General features: G+C 62.4%; 16 protein-coding genes. 5 read left to right on the forward strand and 11 right to left on the reverse strand.

Annotated features, from left to right (window positions below):
• Positions 1–337: 337 nt before the first annotated feature.
• Genes J3474_RS01500 through J3474_RS01510 form a run of 3 tightly spaced genes read left to right on the forward strand, consistent with a single transcriptional unit; the run spans position 338 to position 3,478 of the window.
• Positions 338–1,432: a GNAT family N-acetyltransferase gene (locus J3474_RS01500; protein WP_207092860.1), complete on the forward strand. Its 1,095-nt coding sequence runs from the start codon at positions 338–340 to the stop codon at positions 1,430–1,432.
• The gene (locus J3474_RS01505) at positions 1,419–2,561 is read left to right on the forward strand and encodes an aspartyl/asparaginyl beta-hydroxylase domain-containing protein (RefSeq protein WP_242528130.1); all 1,143 of its coding nucleotides are present in this window, start codon (positions 1,419–1,421) and stop codon (positions 2,559–2,561) included. Before J3474_RS01500 ends, J3474_RS01505 begins: the two co-directional genes overlap by 14 nt.
• 35 nt (positions 2,562–2,596) lie before the next feature.
• Positions 2,597–3,478, forward strand: a complete 882-nt coding sequence (locus tag J3474_RS01510) for a glycosyltransferase (RefSeq protein ID WP_041559245.1) — start codon at positions 2,597–2,599, stop codon at positions 3,476–3,478.
• Positions 3,479–3,597: 119 nt separating this feature from the next.
• Here the strand turns inward: J3474_RS01510 and J3474_RS01515 are convergent, their stop codons facing one another.
• The 5 genes from J3474_RS01515 to J3474_RS01535 all read right to left on the reverse strand — a co-directional run bounded on the left by J3474_RS01515 (position 3,598) and on the right by J3474_RS01535 (position 10,108).
• Positions 3,598–3,828: a hypothetical protein gene (locus J3474_RS01515; RefSeq protein WP_051010015.1), complete on the reverse strand. Its 231-nt coding sequence runs from the start codon at positions 3,826–3,828 to the stop codon at positions 3,598–3,600.
• A gap of 467 nt (positions 3,829–4,295) precedes the next feature.
• The gene (locus J3474_RS01520) at positions 4,296–5,444 is read right to left on the reverse strand and encodes a glycosyltransferase (protein WP_207092861.1); all 1,149 of its coding nucleotides are present in this window, start codon (positions 5,442–5,444) and stop codon (positions 4,296–4,298) included.
• Positions 5,441–7,582, reverse strand: a complete 2,142-nt coding sequence (locus tag J3474_RS01525) for a Wzz/FepE/Etk N-terminal domain-containing protein (protein ID WP_013832356.1) — start codon at positions 7,580–7,582, stop codon at positions 5,441–5,443. Before J3474_RS01525 ends, J3474_RS01520 begins: the two co-directional genes overlap by 4 nt.
• A gap of 55 nt (positions 7,583–7,637) precedes the next feature.
• Positions 7,638–9,047, reverse strand: a complete 1,410-nt coding sequence (locus J3474_RS01530; RefSeq protein WP_242528131.1) for an outer membrane beta-barrel protein — start codon at positions 9,045–9,047, stop codon at positions 7,638–7,640.
• Between the two features lie 269 nt (positions 9,048–9,316).
• Positions 9,317–10,108, reverse strand: coding sequence for a sugar transferase (locus J3474_RS01535; RefSeq protein ID WP_207092862.1), 792 nt, complete (start codon positions 10,106–10,108; stop codon positions 9,317–9,319).
• A 303-nt stretch (positions 10,109–10,411) separates the two neighbouring features.
• Between J3474_RS01535 and J3474_RS01540 the strand changes: the two genes are divergently transcribed.
• Positions 10,412–11,017 carry a polysaccharide biosynthesis/export family protein gene (locus tag J3474_RS01540; RefSeq protein ID WP_013832359.1) on the forward strand — a complete coding sequence of 202 codons (606 nt, stop codon included), beginning with the start codon at positions 10,412–10,414 and terminating at the stop codon, positions 11,015–11,017.
• A 299-nt stretch (positions 11,018–11,316) separates the two neighbouring features.
• On the forward strand, positions 11,317–11,982 hold the full coding sequence (locus J3474_RS01545) for a response regulator transcription factor (protein ID WP_013832360.1): 666 nt from the start codon (positions 11,317–11,319) through the stop codon (positions 11,980–11,982).
• Between the two features lie 165 nt (positions 11,983–12,147).
• Here J3474_RS01545 and J3474_RS01550 read toward each other — a convergent pair whose 3' ends face one another.
• The 6 genes from J3474_RS01550 to J3474_RS01575 all read right to left on the reverse strand — a co-directional run bounded on the left by J3474_RS01550 (position 12,148) and on the right by J3474_RS01575 (position 19,683).
• The gene (locus J3474_RS01550) at positions 12,148–13,377 is read right to left on the reverse strand and encodes a cell wall hydrolase (protein ID WP_242528132.1); all 1,230 of its coding nucleotides are present in this window, start codon (positions 13,375–13,377) and stop codon (positions 12,148–12,150) included.
• Between the two features lie 243 nt (positions 13,378–13,620).
• Positions 13,621–14,994: a hypothetical protein gene (locus tag J3474_RS01555; protein WP_148274954.1), complete on the reverse strand. Its 1,374-nt coding sequence runs from the start codon at positions 14,992–14,994 to the stop codon at positions 13,621–13,623.
• A gap of 285 nt (positions 14,995–15,279) precedes the next feature.
• Entirely contained in the window at positions 15,280–16,155 is an 876-nt protein-coding gene (locus tag J3474_RS01560; protein ID WP_013832364.1) for a helix-turn-helix domain-containing protein, read from the reverse strand.
• Between the two features lie 125 nt (positions 16,156–16,280).
• On the reverse strand, positions 16,281–17,654 hold the full coding sequence (locus J3474_RS01565; RefSeq protein WP_242528133.1) for an FAD-dependent oxidoreductase: 1,374 nt from the start codon (positions 17,652–17,654) through the stop codon (positions 16,281–16,283).
• Positions 17,651–18,265: a 3-isopropylmalate dehydratase small subunit gene (gene leuD, locus J3474_RS01570; RefSeq protein WP_207092863.1), complete on the reverse strand. Its 615-nt coding sequence runs from the start codon at positions 18,263–18,265 to the stop codon at positions 17,651–17,653. Before leuD ends, J3474_RS01565 begins: the two co-directional genes overlap by 4 nt.
• A complete protein-coding gene (locus J3474_RS01575; protein ID WP_207092864.1) occupies positions 18,265–19,683 on the reverse strand; it encodes a 3-isopropylmalate dehydratase large subunit in 1,419 nt (472 codons plus the stop codon). The genes leuD and J3474_RS01575 overlap by 1 nt, the downstream gene beginning before the upstream one ends.
• Positions 19,684–19,686: the final 3 nt, after the last annotated feature.

A 19,686-nucleotide genomic window follows, 5' to 3' on the forward strand; every position in this document is an offset into this window, starting at 1 on the left:
CGTTCCATGCCTTCAGGCAGCCGAACATGAGCAGGAACCTAACACCGCGAACGAGCGTGCCGCCAATGCGCATTCGAGTTAGCCTTGGCGTCGAACTGGCTTTTGCAGACGGAAGGGCGGGGGGCGGCGACCAGCGCCTGCAAGGGCTTCTTCCCGCCCGGAAGCGCGCTGAAAAAGCGGACTAATCCTTATCAGCAAGTGCCCGGTGGATGGCGCTGAGCCATCATGCAGACCGTTGGTTTACGTGTATGCGCCATGACGGCGGCGCGCGTCCCGGGAGACGGTATCTCACGCAACGCATTCAGATTGGGTCAAAATCAGAGAAGCTGACTGCGATATGAAGATCGGTTCCATCGTGCCTGCAAGCGATGCCTCTTCTCTGGAGGCCTTGCTGCCACGTTCGATCTGGGCGGGACTGGATGCGATCGATCCTACTCCGATGAAGCATTTCATCTGGAACGAAGCCTGCTTTGCGACGATGTACCGCAACCGCAAGGCCGTTCTGCTTACCACCGACGGGGGAATTGCCGCCTTCGTCCGCAAGGGGGCGGTGCCGACCCTGTTCCTGGCAGGTGCCGAGGAACTGGCCGAACCGGCAGAGGCGGCCTACGCCGATGCAGGAGCAGCGGAGCGGCTTGCCGATGCCATTCTGGACCATCGCCTGCCGGTGAAGCTGGGGCAGCCACCTGCGGGAACGATCTTTTCGGAGATCTTCGTGGCAAAGGCAAAGCGGCGCGGCCTGCTGGTGACGGCGCCGACCGAAGGGTCGCCCTACATCGAACTTGACGAGAGCTGGAAGGATGCCCTCGCGCGCTTCAATTCGCGCAGACGTGCGGATTTTCGCCGGATGCGCCGCCGTGCCGAGGAAGGCGGCGAAGTCACTTTCGAGTTTCACGAGCCTGGCCCCGACGAGGCTGAAGCGCTGCTCGAGCAGGCGATCGAGGTGGAAGCGAAGAGCTGGAAATCGCGCACCCGCACCGCGATTGCCGACAACAAGGTGCAGCTCGACTTCTTTCGCCGCTATGCCCGGCTCGCCGCGCAGGAAGGCATTTTCCGCATTGCCTTCATGAAGATCGGGACAGAGATCGCCGCAGCCCAGATCTGCGCTGAATGCGACGGCAGCTTCTGGCTGTTCAAGATCGGCTACGACGAGCGCTTCGCCCGTTGTTCCCCGGGCCAGCTCCTGATGCTCGAGAGCATACAACGCGCCGCGACCCTGGGTTTGAAGCGCTACGAGTTCCTCGGCAAGGCGGCGGGCTGGACTGCCTTCTGGACGTCAAGCGAGCGCCCGCGGATGAAGCTCAATTACTACCCATGGAACCTGCTGGGTGCGGCAGCCCTCGCGAAGGATGCTGCCGCGATGGGACGCAAGAGGATCAGCCGGATCCTGGAAGGTCGCAAGGAAGAAAGATCGCAAGATGGGAACGGTTAAATCCTTCAACGGCATCTTTGCCTTCCTGATGCTGCAGTTCCTGCTGCTCCTGCTGCTCGAACTGACCGACATCAGCCTGTTCATCAGTGAAGCCTTTTCATTCGCCGGGCCGATGGGGATGGCCGAGCACCTGTTGCTTGTCTCCGCGATCCTCGCGCTTCTGTGGTTCGCGTGGTCCGCCCTGCTGGAGCCGGTGGAGATCTATTGGGGCACGAGCGCCAAGGTACGCATGCGCAAGTGGATGCTGCCGGTGTTGCTGGCCATTGCCTGCATGTTCGCCGCGACGGCCGTGATCGTACTGGTGACCCACCGGGCATCGCCCGGGGGCGTCGAATCCTCGATCGTGTCCTTCGTCCTTCTGCTCGTGCCGACCGCGGTGACGGCGTTGCTGCTGGTTTCGGCATTGCGGCGTTGGCAGGCGATCAATTCCGGCATAGCGATCATGCGCGAGGCCCTCGAAATCAACGGGGCCCCGGCAGAACTGGGCCGGGTCAGGGCCTCGATCGACTGGGAGGGCAGTGCATCTGCGGTCTCGGTGCGACCCAATCCGCAGGGCTTCACTTTCGCCGGCCTCACCTCCAGGCCCTGGCACGATCCCAAGGACTTTGCCTGGCTGCCCGCCTTCGTCGACGCGGTGGATGACGTGCGGGCCGAGGCCGAGGCTGTCCTGCTCGATCACGAGACGCAGATCGAACATTATCACTATGTCGGCCTCGACGGTGATTTCTGGCGCAACTTCAGCTTCATCAAACGGCACGAGGAAGTGCCCGAGAACCTTGCCTTGTGCCCGGTTGTGGCCGGCTTGCTGAAGACGATTCCCGGGTATCCGGCCTTCCGCGACGCGATGTTCTCGATTCTCGGGCCCCGCGGTTTCATTCGCCCGCATCGCGACGTCTCCAACGTCTTTCTCACCTTGCACCTGCCGTTGATCGTTCCCCTCGGCGGGCACATCGAGGTCGGCGGGATTCGGCGCGAGTGGCGCTACGGCGAGCCGCTGATCTTCGATTCGTCCTATGCGCACGAGGCGGAGAACACTTCCGCGCAACCGCGGGTCGTGCTGCTGGTCGATTTCCCGCACCCCGAACTGACGAGGGCGGAATGCGACTGGATCCAGGCCTCGAAAATCTAGCTTGCGAACGCAAGCACGGGATCAAGGGTGATACATTGAACACGCAGTGCATTGCATTCGTCACCGACCAGAACTTCTTCCTGCCGACTTTCGTTGCGGCCATTCTGGCCCGCAAGCACTGCTCGCCCGACACCGACGTCGTGATCACCTTCACCGAAGCCTCTTCAGGTCGCCAGGTCGCACAGGACCTGTGCGCGAAGGAGAATATCGTCTTCCGGGATACCAGCGCCTTCTTCAGCGAGCGGTTGTCGGTGCTCGACAAATCGAAATTCGCCGGCCGGATCAGCATTGCCGCCATGGGGCGCCTGCTGTTGCCTGCGGTGCTTCCCGAAAGCTACGAGCAGATCATATACCTGGATGGCGACGTGCAGGTCGTGGGACCGCTCGATTACCTCGAGAACTACAGAGTGCCCGAGGGCAAGTTTCTCGCCGCACTGGACTATGTTCCGGTGCTCGCTGTCCTGAATGGAGCGAGCCATGAGGACTATTTCAATTCCGGTGTCATAAAGTTCAACCGGAACGGCTGGATCGGACGCAGGGCCTTCGATTTCTTTGTTGAGAACGGCGGGGCCTATCACGATCAGGGAGCGCTGAATGCCGTAAAGGGGGACGCCTGGATCCCGATTTCCAACAAGTGGAACTTCCCGCGTCAGTTCATGCACCTCGTCGACGAGGAGGCGCCGGCGATCATCCATTACATGTCGCACCCCAAGCCCTGGGACGGCGTGTTCTTTCCCTGGGGCCGGCGCGAGCACGATGTCTATCGCGACTATCTCAGGAAGTATCCGGAGCTACGCCGGTTTCGCAAGGGCATCTCGCTGGCGCGGCGGGCGCTCTATCGGTTCCGCTCGTGGGACATGCGCCGCAGGAACGAATTCCGGCACTGTTCCGCCAGACTGACTTCAGTTCTCTATTGAGCTTTGAAAGGACGGCGCGCGAGGCGGGCCGTCAACTGCGATGGCAGTCGGGTTGTTGCGCGGCGTAGCATGCGGACGCGGGCTAGTGCGCCCGAACCCGGTCCAAGCGGCGCCCGCTTTCAGTTCATGCGGTTTTCGGACTCGATCTGGTCTGCCACCGTACGCAGCAGCGAGGGTAGCTCCGAGCGCATCCCGAGCATTTCGTACATGTTGAGCGTGGCGCCCAGCATGGCGAGTGCGACCGTGGACGCCGGAGAGCCATTCTTTATGAGTTTGGCATAGCCATCCATCAGGGACTCCGCCACCTCGACGAAGTCGACGAAGTTCGAGGAACTTTGATCTGCGAGCAAGCGTTGTAGTCCTCTCATTATTTTTGCAGATCGATCGTCAGACGATGTCATCGGCGCTCATCCAACCCAAGCTGCAAGCGATTGCTGCAGCGCGTACACATTATGCCGAGGCCCCCAGCTCGACGTCGGCTTCCACAGGACAATCGGGAAATGTGCAATACCAGCAGATAGATGCCTCTGCGGCTTCCGCGCCCGTTATCCGAAATCACCCGTTAGGTTCTATAGGCAATACTCTTAGCATTGTCCGGCGCGTCGGCGGAACGGGTAAACGGGCTAAGACTCGTGGATAAGTCCCGTTTTGCGCACTAACTTGCTGATCCTTCTCTTATTAACTTGCATGGCCGACCCTCCATTTATTTCTGCAAGTGATCCCAGGCACCTCGTTATCGGTACGGTGTCCCAATGTGTTGTTCACGCGTTCATTGGCTGATCCCGCAATATCATGCGAAACTTGCAATTGTTGGGTGCTATGCGCGCTCCAGCTCGGTGAACTGCCTGAATTTCTGTCCGAAACTCTGCGGTGAGAATTGTGCCGCACGCTGGATCGCATGGCGGGGGTCGAACTCGGGCAGAAACGCCTCCATTGCCGCGACCGCGTCGACCAGTGCATCGGTTTCCTGGCTTTCGAAATAGATCCCGGTCCGGCCGTGTTCGACCGTATCGAGCAGGCCTCCGCGCGCGTAGCCGACGACAGGGCGTCCCGATGCCATGGTTTCGACCGGAGTGAGGCCGAAATCCTCCTCCGCGGTCATCACCAGCGCGCGGCACCGGGCATAGGCTTTGACAAGCCCAGCGAAATCGAGCCGGTCGACGATGCGGATGTTGTGCCGGGCCCGCGCCTTGAGCGCTTTCGACATGCCGCCGGTGCCGACCATGAGCAGGGGCAACCCGTTCGCATTGAAGGCGTCCACCGCAAGATCGGGGCGCTTGTAGGGCACCATCTGGCCGACCCAGAGGTAGTAGTCGTCGATCTCGGTCGAAGGCGTGAACAGACCGGTTTCGACCGGCGGGTGGATGACTTCGGCCTCGCGCCGCCAGACCTTGCGGATGCGCTGACGGATGAACTGGGAATTGGCCGCGAAACGGTCCACGCGCGCGCTGGAGCTGACATCCCAGGCGCGCAACCGGTGGTACATCATCGGCATGGCGCCGCGGGCCAACCAGTTCGCCTCCTTCTTGTAGCGATGGTAATGGTCCCACAAATAGCGCATCGGCGAATGGCAGTAGCAGGCGTGAAGCGCGGTCGGCGCGGTGATGACGCCCTTGGACGGCCCCGCTTCGCTGCTGATGACGAGGTCGTAGCCGCTCAGGTTCAGTTCCTCGAGGGCCATCGGCATCAGCGGCAGGTAGTATTGGTAGAGCTTCTTCGAGAGCGGCATGCGGTCGATGAAGCTGGTCGTTACTTTGGCCGCGCGAATTTTCGCGGAGACTGCATCGGGATCGTAGACGTGGGTGAAGATGTCCGCCTGTGGATAGAGGTCCAGCATCTGCTCCAGCACCCGCTCGCCGCCGCGCATGGAAACCAGCCAGTAATGGACTATCGCCACGCGGGGCTGCGAGAATGGCGCGGCGTCCGCGGACGCGCGCCAGTCGCTGCGGCTGGCGACGACGTTCATGAATAGTACTCGCTGTACTTGCTGTAGTAGAATGAGACGTCCTCGCGGTCGAAGTAGGCTTTCTTGCGCAGATCGACCTGGTTGAGTGCGACGCCCACGACGTTGACCAGCTTCTTGGGCAGGCGCGCGCGGGCGGTGCGGATCGCGAAGCTGGATGTCTTGCACCAATGCGCGGCGAGGACGACCGCATCGGCCTGACAGGCAATCGAGCGGGTGGCGGCGATCGGCAGGATCGGCGGCAGGTCAAGGATGATGCGATCGAAATGCGGCCGCAGCTTTTCCAGCAGGTCGATGAAGGGCTGTCCAGTCAGCAGCTTGTCCGGTCCGTCGGATTTGGGCCCGAGCGGAAGGACGCACAGCACGCGGTCTCGCAGAAGCTCTTCCACATCGAGCGGCGAAGTGCCGTTGAGTACCTCGATCAGGCCTGGCTGATCGGGGCCGACGTCGAGCAGGCGGCTGATCCCGCGGCGGCGCAAGTCGCAGTCGATCAGCATCGTGCGCTCGCCGTCGGCTGCCAGCACATGGGACAGGCAGCACGACAACACCGTCTTGCCTTCGCCAGGAAGCGCCGAAGTTATGGCAATGACCTGCGCCCGGTTCATCGTCGCCTGGTCGATGGCCGTGCTCAGGACCCGGAAGGATTCTGTGAATACCGACTTGGGATTGTCGCGGATTGCCGAAATGGCATGTGGCTTGCCTTCGTGGACCGAGGCCAGGAGCGGAATCGAGGCGAGGCAGTTCTCGCCCAGATCGTGTTCGACCTCATGCGCCGACTTGATGCCGTGGAACAGCGCATCGGCGATATAGGCTGCAATCACGCCAAGCCCGAGACCGATGACCAGTGCGAGCGCGAGGTTCAGCTTCAGGTTCGGGGAGATCGGCTTCATCGGATCGTTGGCAAGTGAGAGGATCCGGGCCATCGGCTTCGAGGTGCCCTCGGCCGCGAGCAATTGCTTGTAGCTGTTGAGATAGGTCTCGTAGATGCCCTGCGACGCTTCGGCGGAACGCTCAAGCTCGCTGAGGCCAACCATCGCCGCATTGTTCGAAGCAAGCTTGGAGCGCGCGTTCGACAGGCTGCCGGCGATCGAGGCGAGGCGATCTTCCGATACGTCCTTCTTGGCGCGCAAGTTGGAGATGACCCGGCCGATCTCGTCCTGGATCTGTTGGCGAACCTGCGCGAGCTGGTTGCGCGTGCGGATGAGCTGCGGGTGATTGGGGCCGTAGCGAGCTTCGAGGCTTGCCACTTCGCCGGCCAGCGTGCCTTCCTGCGTGCGCAGCGAGGAGACGACCGGCGAATCCAGCGCCTCGCCGACGTCGTCGCCGGAGGAGCCCGAGCGCAACTGCCCCAGTGCGGTCTGCAGGCGCGCACTGGCCTCGGCAGCCTCTGCCCGGGCGCGTGTCATCTCGAGATTGTAGTTGGAGATTTCCTGTTCGGTCAGCGATGCGCCCGAAGTGCTGAGCAGGTTGTTGGCGATACGGTATTGCTGCAGCGCACTGGTGTCGGCCTGGGCCTGTTCGCGCAGGCTGACGAGGCGGTCCTCGACCTGCTTGCGGATCTGCGAATTGCGCTCTTCGTCCTGCGAGGTCTGCCAGTTCGCGAACTGGTGGGCGTATTCGTTGACGATCTGGCGCGCATCGCTGGGCACGGCGGCATCATAGGAAATCGTCAGCGCGAAGCTGGTGCCGGTGCGCTGGGCATTCACCTTTTCCTGCATGAGATCGAAGAGCGTGCGCTGCTCCTCTGCATCCAGGCCCTTGTCGATTTTCAGCGCATCGGCGACGCGGCGCGCCATCTGGCGGGACTTGATGATCTCCACCTGGGTGTCGACCAGCTGGCTGGTCAGGGGCACCGGGGCGGTCGGGGTGTCATCCGCGCTGGGCAAGCCGCTGCTTTGCTCGACCAGCATGACGGTCGCTTCCGCGCGATAGACTTTCTTCGACAGCAGGCTGATTGCCAGTCCTGCCAGCAGGCCGAGCAGCGCGAAGGCGATGATGATCTTCAGGCGTCGGCGGAAGAAGCTGATGCTTCCGCTGAGATCGAGGCGGTCAGCCGAAGCCAGCGATCGTCCGGTGGTCCTCTCGAGCGCCGACGAGCCCGATTCGGCCCCGGACGCAACAATTTCACGTGATCCGCTCATTGTCATTCTCCAGCGCGCGGATTGCGGTCCGTACGCGTATGGCCGGGCTGGATCGTCACAATGCGACCCTTATGCCGGCCGAAACCGATGCGCCGCTGTAGCTGCGGCCGCTCGCGCCGCCGGTCTGCTTGCGGTAGCCGCCTTCGACCACGGCGGAGATGTTCCTCGTGATGCGGTACTGGACGTTGCCGTAGCCGGTGTAGCGGCGATCGGTTCCGGACAGTCCGCGGTAATCTTCGCCGGTGTAGACGGCCCCTGCCTCGACGAGCATCCGGTCGCCCAGTGCACGTTGCACCTTGAGCCGGAAATCGCTGCGCACGATCGCGGGAATGTCGCTCAAAGGGCTGGAATCGACGAACCGCTCGCCGCTGGCCGTAAGCTTCCATTTCGGTGTCGGCGTCCAGGTTGCCTCGACGCGGTAGTTCAGGCCGGTTGCGGCCTTGGTGCCCGGTGCGTCGAACTTCTGGTGAATATAGCCAACCGCGGCGATCACATCGACCAGCTTGCTGACTTCGTAGTGGATGCCGGCAAGCGCCGAATAGCCGCTGGAATCGCGTGAGACGCCCGGGTTCTGGTCGTAAGTGACATCGTTGACCGAGAATTCGCTGTACAGCCGCATGACCGGCGACAGGCGATAGCTGGCCTTGAGCGTGGCCTTCTTGATCTCGGCGTCGCGAAAGCTCAGGTCTATGCTCGTGTCGTTGACGCTCGCGTTGAGGTACTTGCGGCGGGTAAAGGAGCCGGCGAGGCCGGCTTCCAGAATGCCGCCGGTGCGTTCGATGCTGCCTTCGACGTACTTGTCGTCGAAGCGGACCGGGCGGTCGGTCAGGAACTGGTCCCCGGCGGTGCCGCGAATCTCGATTCCGCGCAGATATCCGCCTCGCGCATAGACGTCGATGCGATCGCCCAGGTCGAGATGGGCGTGCCCGTCGACATGATAGGTCGTGGAATTCTCGGCGGATGTATCCGAATATTTGCGGGCCGTAACCCCGGCGCGCACGCCTGCTTCGTGACGCGCGAGGTTCGTGGTCAGGTGGAATTCGGACTGGATGAGGGCGCTGGTGTCATTGGTCCGGTTCCGATCGACGTTGTAGATGTTGGAATCGTACACGCCCTGAAGGACCGAGGTGTTGTAGAGCAGCACGCTTCCGGAAAGCGGTACGCCGGCGCCGCGTTCCGGCTCGAAGATGTCGGTGGGCGTCTCGACAACGTCGACCGCCTGCGCCGAGGCAAGGCGCGGCATCGCAAGCAGGGCCAGGAAAATGGCGCCGCGTGCCGCGAGCGAGGGCCTGGACCTGTCGCTGCCCGGGGTGCCCACGTAGATCACCTGCTGGACCAGCCTTTCACGCTGTTCCCCTTGCGAGAAGGCCAGGCGCAGGATCAGCGGGATCGTCTCCAGCAGGCCGACACATCGAGACGTCGAGAGGCGCGTCCGATTCGCCGCAAAACCCGCGGATTTGCGCAACCCGAAGCCGCTTTGTGCGTTGACTCGGTGCCTGATAGCCGGAATGATTAAGATTGGCTGGATCAAGCTGCCCAAAAGGAGTAGAGCGCGACTTGTGATGGATAGCGTAATTGCCATGACCAAACCGACCACGGAGAAGCGATCCGCCGCGCAAGCGCCTTCGCGTGGCCCACGGCGCAGTTTCGCGCGGGGCCTTGCGATTGCATTGCCCGCTGCGGTTGTTCTGTGGGCTCTGGTCTTCTGCCTGCTCACCTGATTTCGTTCCCCCATCAACAAGCGCCCTTCCGAGCCAGCACGGCCGGAATCGTCGCGAGCAGAATGCGCAGGTCGAGCTTGAAAGACTTGCGCCGCGCATAGAGACGGTCGGTTGCGACCCGCCGACGATAGGAAACCTCGCTGCGTCCGGTCACCTGCCACAGGCCCGTGAGGCCCGGCTTCGAGGTCAGGTAGCACGAGGCATGGCGCCCGTAGTGCCGCAGTTCGTCATAGACGATGGGCCGCGGGCCGACGAGCGTCATCGATCCCATCAGCACATTGAACAACTGCGGCAGTTCATCCAGGCTGGTCCGGCGCAGGAAGTCGCCGAGCGGTGTCACGCGCGGATCTTCGGCCAGCTTGTGCATGGCTTCCCATTCGCGCCGCATCTGCGGGTTGTTGGCCAGCAGGACGACGAGGCGCTCCTGCGCGTCGCAGTACATGGAACGCAGCTTGAAGCATTTGAAGGCACGGCCGTTCTTGCCCACCCGCTGATGCGCGAATATCGGCGGACCCGGGTCATTTATGAGGATGACGGCGATCAATACGACGAATACAGGCAAGAGCGCGATGATGAGGGCGAGGGCGCAGACGATGTCACGTATCCGGCACAGCCCGAAGCGGGGAGGATCTCCGCTCTGTGCGGTGATCAACCTCGACCGGACCGCAGTGTCTGCGGTCCCGGCGGCGCTGCGCACCGCTTCGAATCGAGGTTTCGAGATCAGCGCCGCCTCGGCGGCGCTGGACGATGACACGGCAATGCAGGAGCCATATGCTTCATCCCCCTCGCTCCCCTTGCGTGACATGTCTGTGCTTGTTGTGTGCATCTCTCGATCTATTCGACCAGTCATTCCTGCCACCCGCCTGCGTTCAAAAATGATCGCAGACCGCACCCTGACGATTTCCCAGATTGGGGTGCCGCACAACCGGGCATCCGGTGTAGCGCCTTTCTACCCAATGAGGCTAAACCGGTCGTCCGAGTGGTGTTCCCATTCGCTCTAAATGGTCGTTTCAGGCTGTTTAATTGGCGGTTACGATAGCCATACGCGAGGCTCGATAAGTGAGTCCGCGTCCCCGTTTGTTGCATTTCGGGATTGAGGAGATCGTTGATGCGTCCCCAGGATCGCAGACTTTGCAAAAGGTCCCACCTGCTTCTTTCGGGAATCGTTCTGGGCACCCTGCTCGCAACAGCGCCAGCTCAGGCAGGCCTGCCGCTCAGGTCGGCACAGGAGGCCAACGCCGGGCTCGTTTCCGGTTACCAGGTATCGACCGGAGACAAGCTGCGCATAACCGTGTTCGACGAACCGACCCTCACCGGCGACTACGAAGTGGGTGACGATGGCGCCGTGGCCTTTCCGCTGATCGATCCGGTCGATGTGAACGGGCTGACCACCAGTGAACTGGCCAAGGCGATTTCCACCCGCTTGCAGAAAGGGGGCTATGTTCTCGTGCCGAAGGTGGCCGTCGAGGTGACCGAGCACCGTCCCTTCTACATCCTCGGGGAAGTGACCAAGCCGGGCGAATATCCCTATAGCGGAGAGCTTACGCTCAACCAGGCCGTGGCGAAGGCGGGAGGCTTCACGGCCCGGGCAAACAAGCGCGTGATCAAGCTTCAGCGCCAGAGCGCGCAAGTCGCGACGCGAATCAAACTGGACGGAACGCCCCTGAAGATCGCACCGGGAGACACCATCATCATCCAGGAATCTTTCTTCTGATCACAAGTACCCGTTAACCGAGGGCTGCAAACTGATCCAAAGCTGGACTCCGGCACTCTTCGTTCGGATATACCCAGAAAGAGTTATATCGGCCTTAACTCCATGTAAAAGCGTACCTTTACTGGAGGTATCTGGCATGCTTGTCCCATAATACGACTAAGCATGTTAGCTGATAGTTGATTCCCATATCAGGTTGCCGCATCGTCTCAGCATAAGAAAAATGGAGTCGCGCTTCCGATCGGTCCGGCATGCTGCTGGACCGTCGCACTACCCTGCGGGGTCAATCGGGGGGACTGCACATGTACAGCGACGTCTGTCTAGTAAGCGAATGCGAAATAACCAGGGAAGGTCTGGGTAATATCCTGAAGTCAGAGGGCTTCAACATTATCGGATCCTATGGGGCCATAAAGGACCTCGAAAAGCAGGATTTCGGAGCCGAGTTCTTCTTCGTTCTCGATGGAATTGCCGCGGATGACCAGTCTGATGCGGTGCAAAAGGTGAAGGCGCGGTTCGATACCGTTCCCGTTGTTATCCTGTCGGAGCGATTCGACTTCAACACGATGCTGGAATGCTTCCAGTCCGGCGCACAGGGGTATATTGTGCGTTCGATGAAGGCATTGCCGCTGACGACATCCTTGCGGCTCGCCGCCATGGGTGAACGCGTACTGCCGCCCGATCTTGTCGATGTGTTCGAGCAGCAGACATTCACGCCGGTACTGCGTACCGCGGAAAAGCCGGACGAGGAAGTCAACCGAGCCCGCCTTTCACCGCGCGAACTTGATGTTCTGTGCTGCCTGATGGCAGGCTATTCGAACAAGGTTATCGCTCGCGAACTCATGGTTTGCGAAGCGACGGTCAAGGTCCATGTGAAGGCCATCCTTCGCAAGCTCAATGTCCATAACCGGACTCAGGCTGCGATCTGGGCCAGCTCACGCGGGCTGTCCGACATGGAACTGCATGCCTGAGGACAGGTGTCGGGGGCGTCCTGGGCGACCCGTCACCGGATCTTGAACAGGCGGGCCATCCCCGGCCCGCCTATTCCTGTTAAGGGCCGGTCCTTGTTCGTGAAATGCCGCGCCGGACTGCGGAACATGTCGATTTTTCGAGTGCCGTTCAGTCAGTGCTTGCGGTCAGCGATTGCGAATGAGCTGGTCTAGCGCCTTGCGATCCCTGGGTAGGCACTGATCCTCCCTGGGCCGGGCGGTCCGATCGCAATCCCATAGAATGACTTCCATTCCCGAGGCGCGATCGCGCACGAACAGGAACAGCGGGCGCTCCATCTGCGCCGGTATGAGGTTCGTGTTGCGGCTCAGCTCAGAGCCTTGCCCGTACCCCATGACCATGCAGGCCGGCTTTTTCAGGCACTGGGTCAGGGCAGTGACGGCCCAAGGTCCACTCGGCGAGGTCGGGTCGAGCCCGATCAAATGGGCTTGGCTGACGCCGACCGGGATGACCGGCGAGACCGCAGCTGCACCGAGTGCGGCCGCTTGCGGAGGGATGAGCGCGGCGGTCTCGCCCTGCGTTTCCGGCCGCGGCCGGCCCTGTGCCAATTCGGCCTCATTCGCTTCGCCTCCCGAATTCCGGTTCCTGGCGAGATGGCCGCGGCCGCCTGGCCAGCGGTAGAAGATATGGGCACCGATCTGGCTGACCTGCTGCAGCGCGCCGCTCCACCAGGGCGAGACATAGTCTGCATGGTAATGCGTGGCCTGTCCGACGGTATCGTCGACCGAGCCGGTCAGCGCCTTCTCCGCCAGTGCCTGCGCCAGCGTCCACTGCCGCGGCGAGGGGAAACGGCGCTGCATCGATCCGTCGCAAGTGAAGGTGAACTGGCATCCGGTCGTGCGTTCGCTGCCTTCGAACACGACGCCGCACACGGAACTGGGAAAGGTGGGGTGGCGGACGCGGTTGAGGACGACCTGCATAACCGACCTCTGTCCTTCCGGATCGTTTCCGGCTTCGTACCACGCAGCGGCGGCCAGGCAATTGACAGCACGTTCGCGGTCGCTGGTCGTCCCCTTGTAGAAAAACGGCGCTGCACTGCGAGGCTTGGCATAGGTCACAGTCAGCATGGCCGGTTGTTGCGGCGAGCCGACCCAGTGTGAAGCCGGCAGTGCGGCCTGGACCAATTTCGCGGATCTGACCGATGCCGGGGGAACTGTATCGCCGAGGCGCGGTATCGCCTCGTGGCGCGTGGGTGCCGGGCTGGCGCTGTGGGCCAGCATCATCACCATCACGAAGACGGGAACGACCCCCGCGACCGCGTACTTCGTCTCACGGTCGAGGAGCATCTGCTTCACGTGTTTGGCCGGCGTTGCCGCCATGCGCGAACGGGCGAAACCTGGGGGGGCGGGAAACTTCACGGGAGGCAGGATGCTGTTGATCGGATTGGCTTGCCAGCGAGCTTTTGGAGTAGGCGACGGAGCGTTCGAAGTAGAGGGCGATAAGTACCGCAGGACTGGGGATAGTTCCTTGGGAATGCCCCTTTATTCCGCGTTGCCGGCTGGGCTCGCACAACCGGCCATGGCCGGATTCGGTAGGTCGCACGCGAAATGGGTATGGCCGGTCAGCGATGTTAAGCCAATGCGGTCAGCCCGAATGAAAACCTATGACTTCAGAAGCTTTTGCGCGGCCGTGCAGAGCAGCTTTTCGTCGTTCGGCACTTCGCCGAGCAGCGCGATGGTGCCGTCGGGCATGCGACGGGCGATGACGAGGGCGAACTCTTCGCCTTTAGGTGTAATCGCCTGGGCGGGTACTGCGGGAAGCTCCCGCAGCTTGCTCTCGATCCTTTCCATCCTCGACTGGCGCGGCGCCCCGACCTTGCGCTTGCGTGCGCGCTCGGTCTTGACGATGCCCTTGAGTCCGCCATCGTAGGTGAGCAGATAGGCGACGAAGCCACCGGCCGCCACGCCCTTGCGCCGGCCATGGGCCAGCGCAGTTGCATATTCGGCAAGCCGCGAGCGATCGTAATGGCTGCCGAAGACCAGTTTTACGATCGGTGTCATCGGCGCACGCGCCTGCATCGTCAGACCCGCTTCCAGAACCATGCGTTCCAGCCGGTCGGGCGCGTCGAGAGCATAGAGTGAAAAGTCATAGGCCGCGCCGATCGCCTTATAGAGGGCGACATGCGATCGTTCCTCGCTTGAACTGGCCGCTTCGACCTGATGGCGCGCCTCTTCCAGCGACATCAGGAACTCGTCGTAGTTGATCAGCAGGTTTTCGTCCGCCGATGGCGCCTCGAACGTCTCGGTCAGGAGGAGCGGCTCATCCTCCTCGAGCTTGCTCGCCTTTACCTCGTCCTCGGCCGGTATCTCGGCACTGATCGGCAGGAGATACGGCTTCATGGTCGCATCGTGGGGGCGCTGCGGCAGCGGTGCGGCAACGCGGTCGCGATCCCCGGACACGCAGACGAAAAGCACCGGCGGTTGCTGCGGCGCTGTTGCCAGACGCGGCATCTCTTGTGGATTGAACTCCTGTTCGAGCAGAAGTTCGCCAAGCTCCTCGGCCTGTTCGAGCGGCTGTATGGGCTGGTCGAGATTAAACATGACGTCGACCAGAAATGTCCCGCGCTCGCGCCCGAGAAAGGGTAGGGCCAGTCCCCGGCATTCCCTGACCATGCCATTGCAGTCCGTGACGCATTCCTTGAACTCCGTCGCATCGGCTTCTTCGACTGCCTGCTGCGAAATACGATGCAAAAGCAGGACTATCGGGTTCTCGATCGGGAGGTTCGGCCAAGGATCGCCGGAGATCTCCGCCAATTGCGGCGCAAGATCTTCGCCGAGATAGGAAATCGTCGGCAAGGTGATTTCCGGATCCCATGCCACCTGTACGCAGTTTGGCGTGAACAGGCGGGTTTCCTCGATCGCGCTGTGGGCGATCGAGGGCAACTGGTCATCTTCGCGAAGGGCCTCCCAACGGGCATAGGCCAACGCGGCTACCTTGTTGAACCGTTCCCCGGCACCCTCGTCGCGGTCATCCATAATTGCCTCCTTGTCGAGCGGTCCGTCCGCTCGCCAGTCTGACAGTTCAGAAGGATAGACCATGCAAATGACCCTCGGCGCCGGGAGACTGTCGCACTGGTAGGATTCGTACTCCCCCGATGCGCCTATCGTCTCATTGTGAACACAGGCACACAAGTAAGCCCTCGGACTTACCCCAAAGGGCCAGTAATTGCGCCGTCCAGGGTCAAGTATCTCAAGGCGTCTCCGCTTTGCCGCGGGCAAGGGGCGCAGTGGAGACCGGATATTCGGGTCTTGGCGTTGTGTTCAGTCCTCGCGGGCCTCCTTGGCCAGTTCATTGCCGATAGTCTGGGCGCATGCGCGCAGTTTGGGCAGCAACTCGCGCACGGCGTCCCGCATGTCGATCGTCGTGGCGAAGAAAGCGACCGTCAGGCAGCCCCTGATGTCCTTGTCGACGAGAAGCGGCACGGCGATCGATGAGGTCTTGCCCGGGTTGAGAGTGAAGCGATTGTAGCCGCGAGCCGCATACCCGCTGCTGCGCACCGAATCGATCAATCCACCTTCGCGCAGGAGTAGAAGCAGGTTGCGCGTTTCCTCGTCGCCGAAGCGTTCGAGGTTCTCCAGTATGGTTTCGCGTTCGTCTGCCGAGCAGAAAGCCAGATGGACGAGGCCTGCCGCGCAGTCGAGAATCGGCATCGTGTAGCCGGGATGGTATTCGTTGAAAGTCAGCGAAGTCAGCGAATGGGTGGAATCGCGCAGGACCATGGTGCTGCCGACATGGGTTGAGAGCGAAATGGGCCAGCCGATCTCGCGGGTGAGCTGGGCGATGTGCGGGTGAACGGCCCGCACCAGATCGCCGTGGCCCTGAAAACCGTGCGAGAGCGTCTGGACAAGCGCGGTCGGGCGATAGCGCTTGCGACGTTCCTCGCGCTCGATCAGGCCTTCGTGCAGCAGCGTCTGCACGATCCGGCAGGCCGTGGGATAGGGAACCTGCGAGGCCTGCGAAATTTCCATCATGTTCAGCGAACCGGCGCGGTTGATGGCCTGCAGCACGCTGATCGCGCGGCTTATGGCTCGAATGGGAATGCCGCGGCCGCCTGCCGCGCCGTCTTCGGCATCGTTGGCTGTCTCTGGAATTTCGTACGATCTGCGATTGAGCGGGATAATCGCGGATGAAGCCATGCGCTGAATGTCCATTTGCTTGCGGTTGGGAGCGGGGAGTGGAGATCACCAATGCTACAAATGTAATACATATATGGCAAATTCTTTGACCGGACTGGCGACAGGCGCCGGTCGCGGCTTCGTCCCTATTTCACCTCGACTTGCGCTGCAGCAGCCCTTCCTGCCAGTTTCCCGAGGGTTGTAGCCGTAAGCAGGCCGTTTCCGGCAAGATAGCCGTCTGCTCCGTCGCCGGAGATTCCCCGCGCAGCTCCTCCGCCGGCATAGAGGTTGGGCAGCGGGCTGCCGTCGGCGCGCAGCACGCGGGCATGATCGTCGACCACAAGGCCGCCTTGCGTATGGAACAGTGCCCCGGTCACCTTGGCGGCGTACCAGGGAGCGGCCAGTTGCGGCTTGCCGGTAAAATCGCGTCCGAAAGGATCGGGCGCTTCCCCGCGGGTCATTGCAGCTACGTCTTCCGTGGTCCGCGCCAGCACATCGGCGGGTAATTTCGTCGCCTTGGCAAGCTCTTCGAGCGTGCCTGCCTTGACCACCGCATTGGCCGAGAGAGCATCGCGATAGTCTTCGAAATCGCACATCAGTTCGTGCAGGCGGGCATCGAATATGGACCAGGCGACATGGCCTGGCTGGGCATTTACCTTGGCCGCCTGCTCGGAATAGCCGGCGGCCTCGTTGCTGAACCGCTCGCCTTGCAGATTGACCTGAAAACCGCCCTGCATGATCAGCGGCCACAGGATCGGGATTCCGTGTCCGGCGGCAAGTCCCCCATGCCCCTGATAGGCGGTGAGGTCGGCCATGGCTGCCCCCAGCTGCTCGCCCCAGCGCAAGGCATCGCCCTTGTTGCCGGGATGCCCATGAAACGTCGCCTCGGCCATCTCGGGGATGTGCCGTGCGACGAGTTCGGCATTGCCGGCGAAGCCCGAGCAGGCGAGAATCAGGGCATCGCAGGACACTTCCTCAAGGGCGCCGTCGGGGCGCTGGAAGCGGACAAGCGTGACGCGGCCGTTCTCGGCGACGAGCTCGGTGACGGTCGCGCTGGTCAGCAGCATGACGCCGGCGTCTTCGGCGGCGCCCTGGAGGCAGCCCATGAGCTCTCCGCCAGAACGCTTGGGGGTGCCGTACATGCGCCGGGCGCTGTGGCCCGGGTAGGTGAAGCCGTCCAGCAGGTCGAGCGGAATACCGTGCTTCTTACGCAGCCAGCCGACGGTCTCCGCGGACTCGCGCGAGAGATTCAGCGCCATGTCCGGATCGGCTGTACCCTTGGTTTTCCTTGCGATGTCCTGCGCGAAGATTTCCGGGGAATCGACGATGCCCTGCTCGGCTTGCTCGGGTGTTCCAGCGGCAGGAATAAGGCCTGTCGACATCGCCGTCGAGCCCAGCGGTGTATCGTCACGCTCGATCACGAGGACCTCGACGCCGGCATCGGTCGCGGCGAGCGCTGCGCAAAGCCCGGTGGCGCCGGCCCCGATCACGACGACGGGGACATGCATCGTCTCGCTCATGCCTCGTCTCCCTTTGGGAGTACCGACCAGGCCCAGGGCCGCGTTGTGCGGTCGGCGGTCTCGTGCGATTCTATGTCGGCGCTATTGATCAGGGTCAGCGCAATCGGGTCGAGCCCTTCGGTCAGCATGAGTTTCGCTTCCTCGTCAATGTCGAAGCGCCAGGTCTTTGCGCCGGCGCGTATTTCCTGTTCGGGCAAGTCGATTTCCAGCACGAGCCCCTGTCGGTCGAACGGCTCGGGATCGAGCACGATGGGCAGCATCCCGTTGCGAATGCAGTTGCCCCTGAAGATCGGACTGAACCCCTTGGCGATGACGGCGCGAAATCCATATTCGGCCAGCGCCCATACGGCGTGCTCGCGGCTCGAACCGCTACCGAAGTTGGCGCCGCCCAGCAGGATCCGGGCATCCGCGTATTCCGGCTGGTTCAGGACGAAGGCGGGATTGGGAATACGTGCATCGACATCGCTGTAGCGCCAGCCTGCGAAAAGACCTTCGCAAAGCCCGCTCTTGCTTACCGACTTCATCTCGCGCGAGGGGATGATCGCGTCGGTATCGACGTTGTCGCGGATCAGCGGAGCTGCGGTGGAACGCAAGGTCAGGAACTTTTCCATCAGTGCGCCTCCAGCGTCCGCGGATCGGCGATCCTGCCGGCAATGGCAGAAGCCGCGACCGTTGCTGGTGAGGCGATGTGGGTGCGTGTGCGCGGACCCTGTCGGCTCTCGAAGTTGCGGTTGGTCGTGCTGATCACGCGCTCTTCTTCTCCAAAGCTCTCGCCGCCGGCGAAGAAGCACATGGAGCAGCCGGCCTCACGCCACTCGAACCCGGCGGAAAGGAAGATCCTGTCGAGCCCCTCGGCTTCTGCCTGTGCCTTGACCCTGCTCGAGCCCGGCACGCAGATGGCGCGGATGCCCGGGGCGACCGTGCGCCCTTTGAGCAAGCGCGCGGCGCTGCGCAGGTCGGACATCCGGGCATTGGTACACGAGCCGATGAAGGCGGCATCGATCGGCAGGCCCAGCAGGGGCGCGCCTTCGACCAGACCCATGTATTCGAGCGCGCGGGCCTGGGCATCTGCCGTCGTTGCGGCGGCATCGGGATCAGGGGCGCCAATTGCAGGAACCATCGCGTCGACCGCGATCGATTGCTGCGGGCTCGTGCCCCAGCTGACCATCGGTGAGACATCTGCCGCATTGATCGAGACCTCGCGATCGAAGCGGGCATCCGCGTCGCTCCTGAGATCGGCCCAGGCCGCGACGGCAGCGTCCCAGTCTTCACCCTTTGGGGCGTAGGCGCGGCCTTCCAGCCAGTCGACCGTCGTCGCATCGGGGGCGATGACGGCGGTAAAGGCGGCAAGTTCGGTGGCCATGTTGCACAAGGTCATGCGCGCTTCGACGGGGAGCGCGGCAATCGTCGATCCGGCATATTCGATGGCATGGCCGCGTCCGCCGCCAGAGCCGAGCCGGGCCACGACGTGAAGCGCAAGGTCCTTGGCGGCGACGCCAGCGGGAAGCGTGCCTTCGATCGTCACGCGCATCTGCGCCGGCTTGCCGACGCGCAGGGTTCCTGTTGCAAGGGCATGTTCGGCTTCGCTGGAGCCGATACCCCATGCCAGCGCCCCCAGCGCGCCTTGCGTGCAGGTATGGCTGTCGGGGCACACGAGTGTCAGTCCGGGCAGGACGATGGCATTCTCCGGCGAGATGACATGGACAATGCCCTGACGCGGATCTCCGATGTCGAACAGCGTCGCCCCGGCGCGCTGAGCCGCTTCGCGGGTAGCGAGGATGAATTGCGTGCCGGTGGGCATGATCGTGCGGTCGCCACGACCGGGGAGGGTGTCTACGACGTGGTCCATTGTCACGAACACCCGCGAAGGATCGCGTACCTTGCGGCCGCTCTCCTCCAGCGTCTTGAGCGCGATCCCGCCGGTGCGTTCGTGCAGCAGGATCCGATCGATCTGGACAAGGCCGGTGCCGCCGCCGAGATCGCTGACCTGGTGGATGTCCCAGAGTTTCTCGAACAGGGTGCGTGGCATCGT

This window comes from Novosphingobium sp. PY1, from assembly GCF_017312445.1.
GTDB lineage: Bacteria > Pseudomonadota > Alphaproteobacteria > Sphingomonadales > Sphingomonadaceae > Novosphingobium.

What these genes read in the sequence shown, in the direction of transcription:
- J3474_RS01500 (WP_207092860.1), top strand. Translation starts at nt 338, where the DNA reads ATGAAGATCGGTTCCATCGTGCCTGCAAGCGATGCCTCTTCTCTGGAG.
- J3474_RS01505 (WP_242528130.1), top strand. Translation starts at nt 1,419, where the DNA reads ATGGGAACGGTTAAATCCTTCAACGGCATCTTTGCCTTCCTGATGCTG.
- J3474_RS01520 (WP_207092861.1), bottom strand. Translation starts at nt 5,444, where the DNA reads ATGAACGTCGTCGCCAGCCGCAGCGACTGGCGCGCGTCCGCGGACGCC.
- J3474_RS01525 (WP_013832356.1), bottom strand. Translation starts at nt 7,582, where the DNA reads ATGAGCGGATCACGTGAAATTGTTGCGTCCGGGGCCGAATCGGGCTCG.
- J3474_RS01535 (WP_207092862.1), bottom strand. Translation starts at nt 10,108, where the DNA reads ATGTCACGCAAGGGGAGCGAGGGGGATGAAGCATATGGCTCCTGCATT.
- J3474_RS01540 (WP_013832359.1), top strand. Translation starts at nt 10,412, where the DNA reads ATGCGTCCCCAGGATCGCAGACTTTGCAAAAGGTCCCACCTGCTTCTT.
- J3474_RS01545 (WP_013832360.1), top strand. Translation starts at nt 11,317, where the DNA reads ATGTACAGCGACGTCTGTCTAGTAAGCGAATGCGAAATAACCAGGGAA.
- J3474_RS01555 (WP_148274954.1), bottom strand. Translation starts at nt 14,994, where the DNA reads ATGGATGACCGCGACGAGGGTGCCGGGGAACGGTTCAACAAGGTAGCC.
- J3474_RS01560 (WP_013832364.1), bottom strand. Translation starts at nt 16,155, where the DNA reads ATGGCTTCATCCGCGATTATCCCGCTCAATCGCAGATCGTACGAAATT.
- J3474_RS01565 (WP_242528133.1), bottom strand. Translation starts at nt 17,654, where the DNA reads ATGAGCGAGACGATGCATGTCCCCGTCGTCGTGATCGGGGCCGGCGCC.
- leuD (WP_207092863.1), bottom strand. Translation starts at nt 18,265, where the DNA reads ATGGAAAAGTTCCTGACCTTGCGTTCCACCGCAGCTCCGCTGATCCGC.
- J3474_RS01575 (WP_207092864.1), bottom strand. Translation starts at nt 19,683, where the DNA reads ATGCCACGCACCCTGTTCGAGAAACTCTGGGACATCCACCAGGTCAGC.